Source organism: Streptomyces sp. LMG1-1-1.1 (assembly GCF_040815545.1).
Taxonomy (GTDB): Bacteria; Actinomycetota; Actinomycetes; order Streptomycetales; family Streptomycetaceae; genus Streptomyces.
On sequence record NZ_JBFPNH010000053.1, the window covers coordinates 1 to 17,925 of the forward strand.

Annotated in this window: 11 protein-coding genes; 9 read left to right on the top strand and 2 right to left on the bottom strand. The window is 70.6% G+C overall.

Translation table 11 applies throughout. From position 1 onward, the window contains the following. Window positions 1–200 precede the first annotated feature (200 nt). On the top strand, window positions 201–596 hold the full coding sequence (locus MRBLMG1_RS27790) for a hypothetical protein (protein ID WP_367826875.1): 396 nt from the start codon (window positions 201–203) through the stop codon (window positions 594–596). Here MRBLMG1_RS27790 and MRBLMG1_RS27795 read toward each other — a convergent pair. Both MRBLMG1_RS27795 and MRBLMG1_RS27800 read right to left on the bottom strand, forming a co-directional pair. Beyond that, window positions 580–1,454 (bottom strand): IS5 family transposase gene (locus MRBLMG1_RS27795; RefSeq protein WP_367826876.1). Its coding sequence is split into 2 segments (ribosomal slippage): window positions 580–695 and window positions 695–1,454, totalling 876 coding nucleotides; the frame shifts between segments, so codons are not numbered across the junction. The genes MRBLMG1_RS27790 and MRBLMG1_RS27795 overlap by 17 nt on opposite strands. Window positions 1,455–1,576: 122 nt before the next feature. Continuing rightward, window positions 1,577–2,884, bottom strand: a complete 1,308-nt coding sequence (locus tag MRBLMG1_RS27800; protein WP_367826877.1) for an ROK family transcriptional regulator — start codon at window positions 2,882–2,884, stop codon at window positions 1,577–1,579. A 184-nt stretch (window positions 2,885–3,068) separates the two neighbouring features. On the opposite strand from MRBLMG1_RS27800, the gene MRBLMG1_RS27805 reads away from it, so the two are divergent. The 8 genes from MRBLMG1_RS27805 to MRBLMG1_RS27840 all read left to right on the top strand — a co-directional run bounded on the left by MRBLMG1_RS27805 (window position 3,069) and on the right by MRBLMG1_RS27840 (window position 17,913). Then, window positions 3,069–4,385 carry an ABC transporter substrate-binding protein gene (locus MRBLMG1_RS27805; RefSeq protein ID WP_367826878.1) on the top strand — a complete coding sequence of 439 codons (1,317 nt, stop codon included), beginning with the start codon at window positions 3,069–3,071 and terminating at the stop codon, window positions 4,383–4,385. Window positions 4,386–4,399: 14 nt separating this feature from the next. Then, a complete protein-coding gene (locus tag MRBLMG1_RS27810) occupies window positions 4,400–5,395 on the top strand; it encodes a carbohydrate ABC transporter permease (protein ID WP_367826879.1) in 996 nt (331 codons plus the stop codon). A gap of 28 nt (window positions 5,396–5,423) precedes the next feature. Next, entirely contained in the window at window positions 5,424–6,263 is an 840-nt protein-coding gene (locus MRBLMG1_RS27815) for a carbohydrate ABC transporter permease (protein WP_367826904.1), read from the top strand. A gap of 38 nt (window positions 6,264–6,301) precedes the next feature. Then, on the top strand, window positions 6,302–7,660 hold the full coding sequence (locus tag MRBLMG1_RS27820) for a GH1 family beta-glucosidase (protein ID WP_367826880.1): 1,359 nt from the start codon (window positions 6,302–6,304) through the stop codon (window positions 7,658–7,660). A 181-nt stretch (window positions 7,661–7,841) separates the two neighbouring features. Then, window positions 7,842–8,852 carry a LacI family DNA-binding transcriptional regulator gene (locus MRBLMG1_RS27825; RefSeq protein WP_367826881.1) on the top strand — a complete coding sequence of 337 codons (1,011 nt, stop codon included), beginning with the start codon at window positions 7,842–7,844 and terminating at the stop codon, window positions 8,850–8,852. Window positions 8,853–9,162: 310 nt separating this feature from the next. Further along, window positions 9,163–12,540 (top strand): CARDB domain-containing protein, encoded by a 3,378-nt coding sequence (locus tag MRBLMG1_RS27830; protein ID WP_367826882.1) that lies wholly within the window; start codon window positions 9,163–9,165, stop codon window positions 12,538–12,540. A gap of 67 nt (window positions 12,541–12,607) precedes the next feature. Continuing rightward, window positions 12,608–16,894, top strand: a complete 4,287-nt coding sequence (locus MRBLMG1_RS27835) for a discoidin domain-containing protein (protein ID WP_367826883.1) — start codon at window positions 12,608–12,610, stop codon at window positions 16,892–16,894. A 251-nt stretch (window positions 16,895–17,145) separates the two neighbouring features. Beyond that, entirely contained in the window at window positions 17,146–17,913 is a 768-nt protein-coding gene (locus MRBLMG1_RS27840; protein WP_367826884.1) for an IclR family transcriptional regulator, read from the top strand. The last annotated feature ends 12 nt before the right edge of the window (window positions 17,914–17,925 follow it).

A 17,925-nucleotide genomic window follows, 5' to 3' on the forward strand; every position in this document is an offset into this window, starting at 1 on the left:
CCCTGGAGCAGGACATCCGGACCTGGATCGCCGCCTGGAACACCGAACCCAGGCCCTACATCTGGACCAAGACCGCGAACGAGATCCTCGAACGCCTCGCCTCATATCTGAATAGAATTCCTGACTCGGAAGACTAGGGCGTGTGTCGGAAATCGAGCCTGCCGAGGTGGAAATCCTGGTGTGTGACTAGAGTCAGAGGCATGGCAACACCAGTGCTCCAAGCAGTTGAGGCGAACGGGACGACCTGGGACGACCCCTCTGAGGAACAGCTGCATGACCTGCTGGCTGACATGAGTCTCGGATCGCGATTTGTCGTCGTGCGGCGGCTTGATCTGGAGCCTGCAGATCAGCATTTCATGCAGGTCTATCTCAATGACGACCTGAGCTACCAGGTGGAATATCGCGAGGGAGGGCTGGACAAGCACTTCCAGGCATGGGTACCCCGCACGCACGAAGTCTTCGCAGTGGAACCTGTGGCTGAGGTGCTCCAGGGCTGGGCCTGCGGGCGACCTGGCTGGCGTGACTCTCTTTCTTGGGTTCCGTGGTCACCTGCAGAGTCATGCGCCCGACACCACCCCCTCACAGCCATTCGTTGATAGCTGCGATCAGCACGGTCGCTTCGTAGCGGACGGCTAGCTTGTCGTACCTCGTGGCCACTGCTCGGTGCCTTTTGAGGCGGTTGATGCCGCACTCGCGGCGTGCCTGGCCTTGTAGTCCTCCGGGTCGAACTTCGGTGGGCGGCCGCCACGGAAGCCGCGGCTCTTACGGTTGCGCACCTGGTCGGCCTTGTCCGGGATGGTGCAGCGGATCCCGCGGCGACGCAGGTAGGTCCGGTTCCGACGGGAGGCGTACGCCTTGTCGGCCCGCACCCGATCGGGACAAACACGTGGCCGGCCCGGCCCGATGCGGGGCACGCGGACCTTCTCCAGCACCGGCTCGAACTGCGGTGAGTCTCCACGCTGTCCTGCCGTCACCACGATCGACATGGGTTTCTGACCCTGCTCGACGGCCAGGTGGAGCTTGGTGGTGAACCCGCCGCGTGAACGTCCCAGCCCGTGATCACCGGGCTCGGTGAAGACACCACCCGGTGGCTCCTTCTGCTGGTCACCCCGCGTCCGGGCGCCGGCCGCGTGCTGGTGGGCGCGGCAGACCGTGGAGTCGACGTTCAGGTCCCAGACGATCGCGCCCTTCGCGTCGGCCAGGGACTGGAATCGGGTGAGGATCCGGTGCCAGGTGCCGTTCCGTTGCCATCGGCGGAACAGGTCGTAGATCCGGCCCCACGGCCCGTACTCGACGGGTACGTCCCGCCACGAAACACCGGTCCGGACCCGGAACCGTATGCCGTCGACGAGCCGCCGCCGAGGCCAGACGGGTGGCCGCCCCGACCTGGCACCCTTCGGCAACAGCGGCTCCAGCGCCGCCCACTGCTCGTCCGTGAGATCTCCCCGCGCCATGAACCGTGATCATTCACGTATCAAGATCTACTTTCGACACGAGGCCTAAAGCGTGTTGCTCAGCCCTCAACACCCCACGCATACAGGTGAAATGCCCGAATCAGAGCCTTCCGCAACACGCTTTAGTGCGCTGCCCGCTCCCGCAGCGTCTCCTGCCAGGCCGGCGCCGCTTCCTCGGTGTCCGGTGGTGCGAGGCGGCCGCCGCGGGCGAAGAAGTCGGCGAGGGGGAGGATCGCCGCGCCGACCGTGACGGCGTCCGGACCGAGGGTGCCCAGGCCGATCCGTACGCGGGAAGCGGGGAAGGTGAGGGCGTACTCCTTGGCGTATCCCTTGACGGTGTCCAGGAAGCGGGTGCCGAGCTGGAGGCCGGCCCAGCCGCCGACCAGGATGCGTTCGGGCTGGAAGAGGTTGATGAGGTCGGCGAAGCCGGCGCCGAGGTATTCGGCGGTCTCCTCCAGGACGGCCAGCGCGGTGGCGTCGGCCTGCGCGCCGGGGTCGGCCGGGTAGGCGGCGGCGAGCATGGCGGTGAGGGCGGTCTCCTCGTCCGCGCCGGCCGGGGGCTTGCCGCCGGCCTCGCGCCACCGCTCCAGCAGTGCCTCCGCGCCCGCGTACGCCTCCAGGCAGCCCTGGGCGCCGCAGCGGCACCGCCGGCCCCTGACCCGTACCGTGAGGTGCCCCCACTCCACGGCGCGGCCGGGTCGCAGGTCGTCCGAGACGACGGAGGCGCCGACGCCCGAGCCGAAGAGCACGACCACGGCGTTGCGGACGCCCCGCCCGGCGCCGAACCACATCTCGGCCTGTCCCAGGGTCTTGGCGCCGTTGTCGATGACGTACGGCACCGAGGACGGCAGGGGTACGGCCTCGCGCAGGAGGCGTTCCAGCGGGACGGCGTCCCAGCCGATGGTCTGGCCGTGCACGACGGCGGGGCCTTGGTCGCGGACGACGATGCCGGGGACGCCGACGCCCACGCCGAGCAGCCGCTCGGGGTCGATGCCGGCCTGCCTGACGACCTCCTCCACGCCGTCGCGGACGTGGCCGACGACGACGCCGACCTCGTACCGGTCGACCCGGCGGGGGCCCTCCGGGTCCAACGGCCTCTCGACGCGGGCGAGTTCGGTGAGCGCCATGTCGAACAGCTCGACGCGGACGCGGGTCTCGCCGACGTCCACGCCGATCATGTAGGCGCTCGCCCGGCGGATGCGGAGGAGGGTGCGCGGGCGGCCGCCGGCCGAGTCGACGCTGCCGGCCTCCTCCACGAGGCCGTCCGCGACGAGTTCGGCGACGACGTTGCTGACGGAACCCGAGCTCAGTCCGGTCGCGGGGCCCAGCGAGAAGCGGCTCATCGGCCCGTCGAAATACAACCGTTGCAGTACCGCGGTGCGGTTCTCCCGCCGCAGGTCACGCACGGTCCGGCCGCTGCGTACGCTCACCGAGCACCCTCTTCCCTTGGATCGGATTCGCAACATACCCCTGGCGGACCTCTTGACGCCACCTTCGCTTGAGGTTTAACTCACATCCTAAATTAAGTCGGGAGAGGGCTTCGGAGGTTGAACGCGGGACGTCGCGCTCCCTCCTCCCCGACTGCCCACGACCCCTAGAAAGGCCCCTGGGACCATGCGCAGAATCAGAGCCGCCGCCGTCGGTGCCGTCACCCTCTCCCTCGTCCTCTCGGCGGCCGCCTGCGGAGGCGGCTCCACGGACGGGGCCGGCTCCGACTCCCAGCCGAAGACCCTCACCTACTGGGCCTCCAACCAGGGCGCGAGCCTGGAGGTCGACAAGAAGGTCCTCCAGCCCGAACTCGACAAGTTCGAGAAGGAGACCGGCATCAAGGTGAAGCTGGAGGTCGTCCCCTGGTCCGACCTCCTCAACCGCATCCTCACCGCCACCACCTCCGGCCAGGGCCCGGACGTCCTCAACATCGGCAACACCTGGAGCGCCTCCCTCCAGGCCAGCGGCGCCCTGCTGCCCTGGGACGCGAAGAACTTCGAGAAGATCGGCGGCAAGGACCGCTTCGTCGACTCCGCCCTCGGCTCCACCGGCGTCCAGGGCCAGGACCCGGCCGCCGTGCCGCTGTACTCGATGGCGTACGCGCTCTACTACAACAAGAAGATGTTCAAGGACGCCGGCGTGGAGAAGCCCCCGGCCACCTGGGACGAGCTGATCGCCACCGGCAAGAAGATCACCGAGGGCGGCGGCTCCGGCATCGGAGTCGAGGGCTCCAACCTCTCCAACAACATCCACCAGGTCTTCGTCCTCGGAAAGCAGCACGGCGCCGACTTCTTCACCCCCGACGGCAAGGCCGACTTCACCTCCGACGGCGCCGTCGCCGCCGTCAAGCAGTACGTCGACCTCATGGCCGTCGACAAGATCGTCGCCCCCGGCAACGCCGAGTACGCCCAGAACCAGTCCCTCAGCGACTTCGCCAAGAACAAGACCGCCATGGTCCTCTGGCAGACCGCCTCCGCCACGTTCAAGGCCCAGGGCATGGCCGACGACGAGTGGGGCGTCGCCCCCGCGCCCGTCCCGTCCGGCGCCCCCGGCCAGGGCAAGGCCACCAACTCCATGGTCGCCGGCATCAACATGGCCGTTTTCAAGAACACCAGGAACATGGACGGCGCCCTGAAGTTCGTGAACTTCATGACGGGCGACGCCGAGCAGAAGGTCCTCAACACGGCCTACGGCTCCATCCCGCCGGTGAAGAGCGCCCAGCAGGACCCCGCGTTCAACGGCCCCGCCCTCGCGGTCCTGCGCGACACGCTCGCCACCAGCGCCGCCGCCCTCCCGCAGGTCCCCGAGGAGTCGCAGTTCGAGACGGTCGTCGGCACCGCGGTCAAGGAACTGTTCGCCGACGCCGCCGCCGGCCGCGCCGTCACCACCGAGTCGGTCAGGGCCAAGCTCGAAAAGGCCCAGCAGCAGATGCCCAAGAAGTGAGTCCGGACGCCACCATGACCACCACCGCCATCGAGAAGCCCGGCGGACGGAGCGGACAGCGGCACACCCCCGGGACGGCGCCCCGCCGGCGCCGCCCCGGGCGGCTCAAGGCCGCGAGCCTGCCCTACCTGCTGCTCCTGCCGGCCCTGCTCCTCGAACTCCTGGTCCACCTCGTGCCCATGTTCATCGGCATCGTGATGAGCTTCAGGGAACTCACCCAGTTCTTCATCCGGGACTGGAGCAGCGCGCCCTGGGCCGGCCTGGACAACTACGCCGTCTCCGTCGACTTCGACGCCCCCGTCGGCGAGGCGCTGCTCGCCTCCTTCTTCACCACCTGCCTCTTCACGCTCTGCTCGGTCGGCCTGTGCTGGCTGCTCGGCACCGCGGCCGCGATCTTCATGCAGGAGACGTTCCGGGGCCGGGGCTTCCTGCGGGCGCTCTTCCTCGTCCCGTACGCCCTGCCGGTCTACGCGGCGGTCATCACCTGGGCGTTCATGTTCCAGCGGGACAACGGCCTGGTGAACCACGTCCTCCACGACCAGCTCGGCATCGGCGACAGCCCCGCCTTCTGGCTCATCGGCGACAACGCCTTCGTGACCCTGCTCGTCGTCTCCGTCTGGAAGGGCTGGCCTTTCGCCTTCCTCATCATGATGGCCGGGCTCCAGAACATCCCCAAGGAGCTCTACGAGGCCGCGGCCCTCGACGGCGCCGGCGTCCGGCAGCAGATCCGCCGCATCACCCTGCCGTCGCTCCGCCCGGTCAACCAGGTCCTGGTCCTCGTGCTCTTCCTCTGGACCTTCAACGACTTCAACACCCCCTTCGTCCTCTTCGGGAAGGCGGCCCCCGAATCCGCCGACCTGATCTCCCTGCACATCTACCAGTCCTCGTTCCAGACCTGGAACTTCGGCACCGGCTCGGCGATGTCCGTCCTGCTGCTGCTCTTCCTCCTGGTCGTCACGGGCGGCTACCTGCTCCTCACCACCCGGGGAAGGAAGGCGAGCGATGCCTGACACCGCACGGAGGCGCCCGCGCTCCCCGATGGCCGCGCCCCGCTCCTTCCTCTGGAGCCGCCGGATCTTCCTCACCCTGCTCACCGGCTTCGTCCTGCTGCCGGTGTACGTGATGGTCTCCAGCTCCCTGAAACCCCTCGAGGACGTCTCGGGGAAGTTCCAGTGGATCCCCTCCGGGCTCACCCTCCGGCCGTACTTCGACATCTGGGAGACCGTCCCGCTCGCCGACTACTTCGTGAACTCGGTGGTCGTGGCCGGGGCCGCGACGGTCTGCTCCGTCACCATCGCGGTCTTCGCCGCCTACGCCGTCAGCCGCTACGCCTTCCGCGGCAAGCGCGTCTTCACGGTCACCGTGCTGTCCACGCAGATGTTCCCCGGCATCCTCTTCCTGCTGCCGCTGTTCCTCATCTACGTCAACATCGGCAACGCCACCGGCATCGCCCTCTTCGGCTCGCGCGGCGGTCTGATCCTCACGTATCTGACCTTCTCGCTGCCGTTCTCCGTCTGGATGCTCATCGGCTACTTCGACGCGGTGCCGCGCGACCTCGACGAGGCCGCCAAGGTCGACGGCTGCGGCCCGCTCGGGGCCCTCTTCCGGGTCATCGTGCCCGCCGCGGTCCCCGGCATCGTCGCCGTCGCCGTGTACGCCTTCATGACCGCGTGGGGCGAGGTCCTCTTCGCCTCGGTCATGACCAACGAAACCACCCGCACCCTCGCCGTCGGCCTCCAGGGCTACGCCACCCAGAACGACGTCTACTGGAACCAGGTGATGGCCGCCTCCCTCGTGGTCAGCGTGCCCGTCGTCGCCGGGTTCCTCCTCCTCCAGCGCTACCTCGTCACCGGCCTCACCGCGGGCGCGGTCAAGTGACGCCGCCCGCCGGCGCCACCGCCACTGAAAGGACTCCCGTGTCTGAACCGCTCGACCTCGCCGCCTTCCCGCCCTCCTTCACCTGGGGCACGGCCACGTCCGCGTACCAGATCGAGGGCGCCGTCGCCGAGGACGGCCGCGGCCCCTCCATCTGGGACACCTTCTCGCGCACCCCCGGTGCCGTCGACAACGGCGACCACGGCGACACCGCCTGCGACCACTATCACCGGTGGCCCGAGGACGTCGCCCTGATGAAGGAACTCGGGACCGACGCCTACCGGCTGTCCATCGCCTGGCCCCGCGTGGTGCCCGGCGGCGACGGACCGGTCAACGCGGCCGGACTCGACTTCTACGACCGGCTCGTCGACGGGCTCCTCGACGCCGGCATCACCCCCTCCGTCACCCTCTACCACTGGGACCTGCCGCAGGCCCTCCAGGACCGCGGCGGCTGGACCGTCCGCGAGACGGCCGAACACCTCGCCGCCTACTCCACCGTCGTCGCCGAACGCCTCGGCGACCGCGTCACCCAGTGGGCCACCCTCAACGAGCCCCTCTGCTCGGGATGGATCGGCCACCTGGAGGGGCGCATGGCCCCGGGCCTCACCGACCTCACGGCCGCCGTCCGCGCCTCGTACCACCTGCTGCTGGCCCACGGCCTTACGACGCAGGCCGTCCGCGCCGCCGCGCCCGGCGCACGGATCGGCCTGGTCACCAACCACTCGACGATCGCGCCCGCCTCCACCCGGCCCGAGGACGTCGCCGCGGCGGCCCGCATGGACGGCCACACCAACCGCTGGTGGCTCGACCCGGTGTACGGCCGGGGCTTCCCCGCCGACATGCGCGAGCTGTACGGGGTCGAACTCCCCGAGCGGCCGGGCGACCTGGAGACCATCGCCGCCCCGCTCGACTGGCACGGCCTCAACTACTACTTCCCGGCCACCGTCGCCGACGACCCCGCCGGCCCGGTCCCGTACGCCACCGAGGTCCGGCTGCCCGACGTGCCGCGCACCGGCATGGACTGGCAGATCGACGCGGGCGGCCTGGAGGCCTTCCTGCTGCGGCTCACCGAGGACTACGGCGTGCGCACGCTGTACGTCACCGAGAACGGCTCGGCCTTCCCCGACACCGTCGGCCCCGACGGCCGCGTCCACGACCCGGAGCGCACCCGCTACCTGGAACAGCACCTCGCCGCCTGCGCCGCCGCGCTGCGCAAGGGCGCACCGCTCGCCGGCTACTACGCCTGGTCCCTGCTCGACAACTTCGAATGGGCCTACGGCTACGACAAGCGCTTCGGCCTCGTCCACGTCGACTACGCGACGCAGCGGCGGACCGTGAAGACCAGCGGGCGACGGTACGCGGACATCGTCCGGGCCCACCGGGAGGCCACCTCCGGCTGACCCGCGGCCCCGCCCGGCCACCTGAGAGCCGCCCCCGGCACCGCCGGGGGCGGCCTTCGGCATGCCCGCGCGTCGGTGGCCCCCGGCCGGCCCGCCCGAGGGTGCGTACCGGGCGATGCCGGGCACGATCGGTGTCGGATACCTGCAACTCGCTTGCGTTGCTTGCGCTAGTCTTGCGCTCATGACGCGACGACTTGCTCAAGTGGCGAAGAAGGTGGGGGTCAGCGAGGCCACGGTCAGCCGTGTCCTCAACGGCAAGCCCGGGGTCTCCGAAGCGACACGGCAGTCCGTGCTCACCGCCCTGGACGTCCTCGGATACGAGCGGCCCACGCAGCTGCGCGGCGAGCGCGCCCGGCTCGTCGGCCTGGTCCTCCCCGAGCTCCAGAACCCGATCTTCCCGGCGTTCGCCGAGGTCATCGGGGGTGCGCTCGCACAGCAGGGGCTGACCCCCGTGCTGTGCACGCAGACCAAGGGCGGCGTGTCCGAGGCGGACTACGTGGACCTCCTGCTGCAGCAGCAGGTCTCCGGTGTGGTCTTCGCGGGAGGGCTGTTCGCGCAGGCCGCCGCACCGCACGACCACTACCACCAGCTGGCGGAGCGCAACATCCCGGTCGTCCTCATCAACGCGGCGATCGAGGGGCTGAACTTCCCCTGCGTCTCCTGCGACGACGCCGTCGCCGTCGAGCAGGCCTGGCGCCACCTCGCCTCCCTCGGGCACGAGCGGATCGGTCTGGTCCTCGGCCCCGGCGACCACATCCCCTCCCGCCGCAAGCTCGAAGCGGCCCGCGGAGTCGTCGCGGCCACCGGCAAGGAGCTGGCCGACGAGTTCGTCGAGCGGTCGATCTTCTCCCTCGAAGGCGGCCAGGCCTCCGCCGCCCGGCTCCTGGAGCGGGGGGTCACCGGGATCGTGTGCGCGAGCGACCCGCTGGCCCTCGGGGCCATCCGGGCCGCGCGCCGCCGGGGGCTCTCGGTGCCAGGGGACGTGTCGGTCGTCGGTTTCGACGACTCGGCCTTCATGAACTGCACCGAGCCCCCGCTGTCGACCGTCCGGCAGCCCATCGAAGCCATGGGCCGCGCGGTCGTCGAGCTGCTCTGCGCCCAGATCCAGGGGACCCACACCCACCCCGGCGAGCTGCTCTTCGAGCCCGAACTCGTCGTCCGCGGGTCGACCGCGCAGGCGCCCGCCGGCTGAGCCGGAGCGCCTGCCCTTCGTTCCCTCCCTTCCCTCCCTTCCCGCCGGCACCGGCACCGCGGACGCCCCCCCGAGGCGCCCGGTGTCGGTGCTTTTTTGCGTCCGGAAGTTCCCCGACCGTTGACAAAGTCGTGACCCGGTAGAAACCTGTCACCTCGGCGACGCAAAAGATTGACTGAATCACTCAAAAGTGAGGCCATGCGTCGTACTTCCCTGTCGGAGTCACGCCGGGTTCCCGCCGAACGCCCCTGTTGCCCTCCTCTCCGCAGGCAGGGCGCGAACCGGGGCCCGGATCATGGAAAGGTCACCCATGAGAGGCACACACCTGAGCCGGCGGCTCACGGCCGGAGCGCTGACCGCCGGCCTGCTCGCCATCGGGCTGCTCCCCGCCCCCGCGCACGCCGCGGTTGCCGCGGAGCCGAACCTCGCGCTCGGCCGGGCGGTGACGGCCGGCGGCGCCCACGGCGCCTACCCCGCCCGCAACGTCACCGACGGCAGCCAGCAGTCCTACTGGGAAGGGCCGGCCGGCTCCTTCCCCCAATGGGTGCAGATCGACCTCGGCGCCGCCGTGGACGTCGACCGGGTCGCCCTGAAGCTCCCCACCGGCTGGGGGGCGCGGTCCGAAGCCGTCGGCGTCCTGGGCAGCACGGACGGCAGCACCTTCACCACCCTCTCCGCGCCCCGGGCCCGCGCCTTCGACCCGGCAGCGGCGAACGCCCTGGACATCGACCTCACCGCGGCCACCACCCGGTACGTCAGGATCCAGGTCGACTCCAACACCGGCTGGAACGCGGCCCAGTTGTCCGAGGTCGAGGTCTACGGAGAGGCCGGCGGCCCCGTCGACCCGCCCGTCGAAGGAACCGACCTGGCCCGCGGCAAGCCGATCGAGGCGACCTCCACCACCCAGAACTACGCCGCCACCCACGCCAACGACGACAACCTCGGCACCTACTGGGAGTCGGCCGGCTTCCCGGCCGACCTGACCGTGCGCCTCGGCGCCGACGCCGACATCAGCGCCGTCGTCGTCAAACTCGACCCCGCCCAGGTGTGGGGCCCGCGGACCCAGTCCTTCCAGGTCCTCGGCCGGGCCCAGGGCGCCACCGGCTTCACCTCCCTCAAGGCCCGCGCCGACTACGCCTTCAGCCCGTCCTCCGGCGGGAACTCCGTCGTCGTCCCCGTCACCGGCCGCTACGCGGACCTCCGGCTCGCCTTCTCCGCCAACACCGGCGCCCCCGGAGCCCAGGTCGCCGAACTCCAGGTCCTCGGCACGGCAGCCCCCCACCCCGACCTCGTGGTCACCGACCTGACCTGGGCGCCGGCGACACCGTCCGAGGCGGACGCCGTCACGGTCAGCGCCACGGTCGGCAACACCGGCACCGCGACCGCCGCCGCAACGACCGTGAACGTCAGCGTCGAGGGGACCGTCGCCGGCTCCGCCCCGGTGGCCTCCCTCCCCGCCGGAGCGTCCACGACCGTCGCGGTCCCCGTCGGCCGACGACCGACGGGGTCGTACACCGTCTCCGCCGTCGTCGACCCGACGGACACCGTCGCCGAGCAGGACAACGGCAACAACAGCCGCACCGCCGCCACGAAACTGACCGTCGGCCAGAGCCCCGGCCCCGACCTCAAGGTCACCGGAATCTCCGCCAACCCGACGGCCCCCGCCATCGGCGCGCCGGTGTCCTTCACCGTCACGGTCCAGAACCGCGGCACCACCGCCGTGCCCGCCGGCACCGTCACCCGCCTCTCCGCCGGCACCACCATCCTCCAGGGCACCACCCCGGCCATCGCCGCCGGGGACTCCGTCGCCGTCGCCGTCGCCGGAACCTGGACGGCCACCAGCGGCGGCGTCACCCTGACCGCCACGGCCGACGCCACCGGCACGGTCGCCGAGACCGACGAGAACAACAACGTCCTCGCGCGCTCCCTCGTCGTCGGGCGCGGCGCCGCCGTGCCGTACACCGCCTACGAGGCGGAGGACGCCCGCTACCAGGGCACGCTCCTGACGAGCGACCGGAAGCGCACCTTCGGCCACACCGACTTCGCCACCGAGTCATCCGGCAGGAAGTCCGTACGGCTCACGGCCACCGGCCAGTTCGTCGAGTTCACCTCCACGAACGCCGCGAACTCCCTCGTGGTCCGCAACTCGATCCCCGACGCCCCCGCGGGCGGCGGCGCCGAGGCGACGATCAGCCTCTACGTCAACGACACCTTCCTGCGGAAACTGACCCTCTCCTCCAAGCACAGCTGGCTCTACGGCACCACCGACAGCCCCGAGGGCCTGACCAACACCCCGCAGGCGGACGCGCGGCGGCTCTTCGACGAGTCCCACGCCCTGCTGACGCAGACCTACCCCGCGGGGACGAGGTTCCGCCTCCAGCGGGACGCCGGCGACACGGCAGCCTTCTACGTCCTGGACCTGGTCGACCTGGAGCAGGTCGCCCCCGCCGCCACCCAGCCGGCCGGATGCACCTCCATCACCGCGTACGGAGCCGTCCCCAACGACGGCATCGACGACACCGACGCCATCCAGCGGGCCGTCACCGCCGACCAGAAGGGCGAGATCGGCTGCGTGTGGATCCCCGCCGGACAGTGGCGCCAGGAGCAGAAGATCCTGACCGACGACCCGCTGAACCGCGGGGAGTTCAACCAGGTCGGCATCCGCGACGTGACCATCCGCGGCGCCGGCATGTGGCACTCCCAGCTGTACACCACCACCCCGCCGCACCAGGCGGGCGGCATCAACCACCCGCACGAGGGCAACTTCGGCTTTGACATCGACCACAACACCCAGATCTCCGACATCGCGATCTTCGGCTCCGGCACCATCCGCGGCGGAGACGGCAACGCCGAGGGCGGCGTCGGCCTCAACGGCCGGTTCGGCAAGGGCACGAAGATCAGCAACGTGTGGATCGAGCACGCGAACGTCGGCGTGTGGGCCGGCCGCGACTACTCCGACATCCCCGAGCTGTGGGGCCCCGGCGACGGCGTCGAGTTCACCGGCATGCGCATCCGCAACACCTACGCCGACGGCATCAACCTCGCCAACGGCACCCGCAACTCGACCGTCTACAACTCGTCCTTCCGCAACACCGGCGACGACGCCCTGGCCGTCTGGTCCAGCAAGTACGTCAAGGACACGGCGGTGGACATCGGCCACGACAACCACTTCCGCAACAACACGATCCAGCTGCCGTGGCGCGCCAACGGCATCGCCGTGTACGGCGGTTACGGCAACACCATCGAGAACAACGTCATCTCCGACACCATGAACTACCCGGGGATCATGCTGGCGACCGACCACGACCCGCTGCCCTTCACCGGAGAGACCCTCATCGCCAACAACGCCCTGCACCGCACCGGCGGAGCGTTCTGGAACGAGGACCAGGAGTTCGGCGCCATCACGCTCTTCGCGCAGGGCCAGGACATCCCGGGCGTCACCATCCGCGACACCGACATCCTCGACTCGACCTACGACGGCATCCAGTTCAAGACGGGCGGCGGAGCGATGCCCGACGTGCGGATCACCGACGTGCGCATCGACGGGTCCACCAACGGCTCCGGGATCCTCGCGATGAGCGGAGCCCGGGGCAGCGCCACCCTCCGGAACGTCACGATCACCGGCAGCGCCGAGGGCGACGTCCTCGTCGAACCCGGCTCCCAGTTCGTGGTCACCACCGCGCGATGACACGAGCGCGTCCCGCGCACCCCCGCACATCACCTCGTCACACCGAACCCCACGAGACAGAGGAACGATGAGATTCCGCGACCGCAGAACACGGTGCCTGAGCGCCGTGATCGCGACCAGCCTGCTGGCGCTGGGAGGCCCCCTCACGGCCGCCCACGCGGCGGGAGGGCCCGACATCGCCCTGGGCGACCCCACGTCGTCGAGCACCGCCCACGCCGAATACGGCGCCGCCAACATCACCGACGGCAACCAGGGCACGTACTGGCAGAGCGCCGGCACGACCCTCCCCCAGTGGGTGCAGACCGACCTCGGCACCACCGAACGGGTGGACGAGGTCGTCCTCAAGCTCCCCGCCGGGTGGGAGAGCCGCACCCAGACCCTCTCCGTGCAGGGCAGCGCCGACGGGACCGGCTTCACCACCCTGAAGAACTCCGCCGCCTACACCTTCAGCCCCGGGACCGGGAACACCGTCACCGTCGCCTTCCCCGCCACGCAGACCCGGTTCGTCCGCATCGCCGTGACCGCCAACACCGGCTGGCAGGCCGCACAGCTCTCCGAACTGGAGGTCCACGCCGCCGACGGCTCCTCGACCGACCTCGCGGCCGGCCGCACCCTGACCGCCAGCAGCCACACCCAGGCCTACTCCGCGCCGCAGGCGAACGACGGCAACCGCGCCACCTACTGGGAGAGCACCAACAACGCCCTGCCCCAGTGGCTCCAGGCCGACCTCGGCTCCGCCGTACGCGTCGACCGGGTCGTCCTGCGCCTGCCCGAGACCTGGGGCGCCCGCAGCCAGACCCTGAAGATCCAGGGCAGCACCGACGGCACCGCTTTCACCGACCTCACGGCCTCCCGGGCGTACGCCTTCGACGCCGCCGGCGGCCACTCGGCGACCCTCACCTTCGACGCCACCACCACCCGCTTCGTACGCGTCCTGGTGACCGCGAACACCGTCCAGCCCGCCGCCCAGATATCCGAGTTCGAGGTCTACGGCCCGGCCACCGGCGACACCCGGGCCCCCTCCGCGCCGACCGGCCTGGCCTACACCGAACCCGCCACCGGACAGATCCGGCTCACCTGGAACGCCGCCACCGACGACACCGCCGTCACCGGCTACGACGTCTACGCCAACGGGACCCTCCTCACGAGCGTCGCCGGGAACGTCACCACGTTCACCGACAACCGGCCGGCGAACCAGACCGTGTCCTACCGCGTGCGGGCCAAGGACGCGGCCGGCAACCAGTCGGGCGACAGCAACACCGTCACCCGTACCGCGGACGCGGGGGACACCCAGGCACCGACCGCGCCCGCGAACCTCGCCTTCACCGAGCCCCCGAGCGGCCAGGTCAAGCTGACCTGGACCGCGTCGAGCGACGACACCGGCGTCACCGGCTACGACGTCTACGCCAACGGGACCCTGCGCACCACCGTCGCCGGCGGCCTCACCACGTACACCGACACCCAGCCCGCCGCGGCCACCGTCACCTACCGGGTCCGGGCCAACGACGCGGCGGGCAACCAGTCCGGCGACAGCAACGCCGTCACCCGCAACGGCACCGGCGGAACCGGCTCCGACCTCGCCGTGACCAAGCCGATCAGCGCCTCCTCCACCGTCCACACGTTCGTCGCCGAGAACGCCAACGACAACAACGTGAAGACGTACTGGGAAGGCGCCGGCGGCAGCTACCCGAACACGCTCACCGTCAGGCTCGGCGCCAACGCCGACCTCGACCGGCTCGTCCTCCGGCTCGACCCGGACACCGCCTGGGCGGCCCGCTCGCAGACCGTCGAAGTCCTCGGCCGCGAACAGAACGCCACCGCCTTCACCACCCTGGCCGCCGCGCAGAGCCTCCGCTTCGACCCGGCGAGCGGCAACAGCGTGACCGTCCCGGTCTCCGGGCGCGTCGCCGACGTCCAACTCAGGTTCACCGCCAACACGGGGGCCCCGGCCGGCCAGCTCGCCGACTTCCAGGTCATCGGCGTCCCGGCCCCCAACCCCGACCTGGAGGTCACCGCTCTCACCGTGTCGCCCGCCGCCCCGATGGAGTCCGACCCGATCACCGTGTCGGCCACCGTCCGCAACAGCGGACCCGCCGCGGCACCGGCCAGCACCGTCGCCCTGCGCCTGGGCGGCACCAAGGTCGCCACCGCACAGGTCGGCGCCCTGGCCGCCGGAACCCAGACCACGGTCAGCGCCTCCATCGGCGCGCGCGACGCCGGTACCTACCAGCTGAGCGCCGTCGCCGACGAGGCGAACGCCGTCATCGAGCAGAACGAGTCCAACAACACCCACACCAGCCCCACCGCCCTGGTGGTCAAGCCGGTCGCCGGCTCCGACCTCGTCACCACTTCGGTGACGACCACACCGTCAAGCCCGGCCGCGGGCGACACCGTCACGTTCAAGGTGACCGTGAAGAACCAGGGCGCCGACGCGAGCGCGTCGGGCGGCCACGGCGTCACCCTCGGCCTCGTCGACTCCCGGGGCACCACGGTCAAGACCCTCACCGGATCCCACACCGGCGCCCTCGCCGCCGGTGCCACGGCCGCCGTGACCCTCGGCCCGTGGACCGCGGCCAACGGCTCCTACACCGTGCGGACCGTCCTCGCCGACGACGGCAACGAGCCGCCGGCCAAGCGGTCGAACAACACCTCCACCCAGCCGCTGTTCGTCGGGCGCGGCGCGAACATGCCCTACGACATGTACGAGGCCGAGGACGCCACGACCGGCGGCGGCGCCACCGTCGTCGGACCCGACCGGACCGTCGGCGACCTCGCGGGCGAGGCCTCCGGCCGCAAGGCCGTCCACCTGGACGCGACGGGCGAGTACGTCGAGTTCACCACCCGCGCCGCCACCAACACCCTGGTCACCCGCTTCTCGATCCCGGACGCCCCCGGCGGAGGCGGCATCGACTCCACGATCGACGTCTACGTCGACGGCGTGTTCAAGAAGGCGCTCCCGCTCACCTCGAAGTACGCCTGGCTGTACGGCAACGAGACCGCGCCCGGCAACTCCCCGGGCTCCGGCGCCCCGCGCCACATCTACGACGAGGCCCACCTCCTCCTCGGCGAGACGGTCCCGGCGGGCGCGAAGATCCGGCTCCAGAAGGACGCGGCCAACACGTCCGCGTACGCCATCGACTTCGTGAACCTGGAGCAGGTCTCCCCGGCCGCCAACCCCGACCCTGCCACGTACACCGTGCCGGCCGGGACCACGCACCAGGACGTGCAGAACGCCCTGGACAAGGTCCGGATGGACACCACGGGCACCCTCGTCGGCGTCTACCTGCCACCGGGCGACTACCAGACGTCGAGCAAGTTCCAGGTGTACGGCGGGTCCGTCAAGGTCGTCGGCGCCGGACCCTGGTACACGGCCTTCCACGCGCCCTCGACCCAGGACAACACCGACGTCGGCTTCCGCGCCGAGGCGTCGGCGAAGGGATCCCTCTTCAAGGGCTTCGCCTACTTCGGCAACTACACCTCGCGGATCGACGGGCCGGGTAAGGTGTTCGACTTCGCCAACGTGTCCGACATCGTCATCGACGACATCTGGAACGAGCACATGGTCTGCCTCTACTGGGGCGCCAACACCGACCGCATGACCATCAAGAACTCCCGGATCCGCGACCTCTTCGCCGACGGCGTCAACATGACCAACGGATCCACCGACAACCTCGTCACCAACAACGACGCCCGGGCGACGGGCGACGACAGCTTCGCCCTGTTCTCCGCGATCGACGCCGGCGGCGCCGACATGAAGAACAACGTCTACGAGAACCTCACCACCACCCTGACCTGGCGGGCGGCGGGCGTGGCCGTCTACGGCGGCTACGACAACACGTTCCGCAACATCCACATCGCCGACACGCTCGTCTACTCCGGGATCACCATCTCGTCCCTCGACTTCGGGTACCCGATGAACGGCTTCGGGACCGGACCCACCACCTTCGAGAACATCTCCGTCGTCCGGGCCGGCGGCCACTTCTGGGGCTCCCAGACCTTCCCCGGCATCTGGGTCTTCTCCGCCTCGAAGGTCTTCCAGGGCATCAGGGTGAACCACGTCGACATCGTCGACCCCACCTACAGCGGCGTGATGTTCCAGACGAACTACGTCGGCGGCCGGCCCCAGTTCCCCATCAAGGACACGGTCTTCACCGACGTCTCCGTCACCGGCGCCCGCAAGAGCGGTGACGCCTACGACGCCAAGTCCGGCTTCGGCCTCTGGGCCAACGAGATGCCGGAGTCCGGCCAGGGCCCGGCCGTGGGCGAAGTCACCTTCAACGGCCTCGAACTGAACGGAAACGCGGTCGACGTGCGCAACAGCACATCGACCTTCACGATCGACATCAACCCCTAGGCCCGGCGGTCCACGGACCGCTCCCGACCCGCGACCGGCGCGGGCCCCGACCCGGGGCCCGCGCCGCTCGTGCGGAATAGCCCTGGTCAGGTGGTGTGTCGGCATGGTGGGCTATGCGGGGGCGACCGAACGAAGGCCGTACGCATCCGGGGGGAACGCACGGCCGGGCCGCCGCCGCACAGCACCCGACCACGAACCACGGGCCTCTCCGACGCACACCGCCGGGAGAAGCCCCCAGGGGGAACCCCGCCATGACGCCACCCACCCCAGCAGGCCCCACGCTCATCGGATCCGTCCGCCGGGCCATGCGCCTGCTCGAAGCCGTCGCCGAAGACCCCTCACGCTCCACCGCCAAGCACCTCGCCCGGCGCACCGACATCCCGATCGGCACCACCTACCACCTGCTCCGCACCCTCACCCACGACGGCTACCTGCACCGCGACCGCGGCCGCTACCTCATCACCGCCGCCACGGCCCGCCTCGGCGGAGCCGTACCGGAACAGGCCGGCGCCCGCGACCTGCAGAACTGGCTCGACTCCCTGCGCGACCAGACCGGAGCCGCCATCTACTACGCCTGGTACGACGAGGGCGAGGTCAGGATGGTCGGCCGGTCCTCCGGGCCCGGAACACCCGCCGTCGAGGAATGGGCGGACTTCCGGCGCACCGCCCACGCCCACGCGATCGGCCAGTGCCTCCTCTCCCAACTCGACCCCGACGCCCGGCGCGACCACCTGGCCCGCCACCCTGTCGAACCCCTCACCCCGTACACCGTCCCCGACACCGACGCGCTGCTCCGCAAACTCTCCCGGCTCCGCAGGGGACACGCGGTCCAGGAACGCGAGGAGTACGCCCCCGGCAGCGTCTGCGCCGCCGTCCCCATCACCGTCGGCACCGTCCCCGCCGCCCTGGCCCTCTCCCTGCCCATGGTCCGCGCCGACCTGCTCGACCCGCTCTCCCACCACCTGCGCCGCCGGCTGGAGACCGCCTTCATGAGCCATTCCTTCGGCGTACGGCTCTGACCCGGCGCGTCG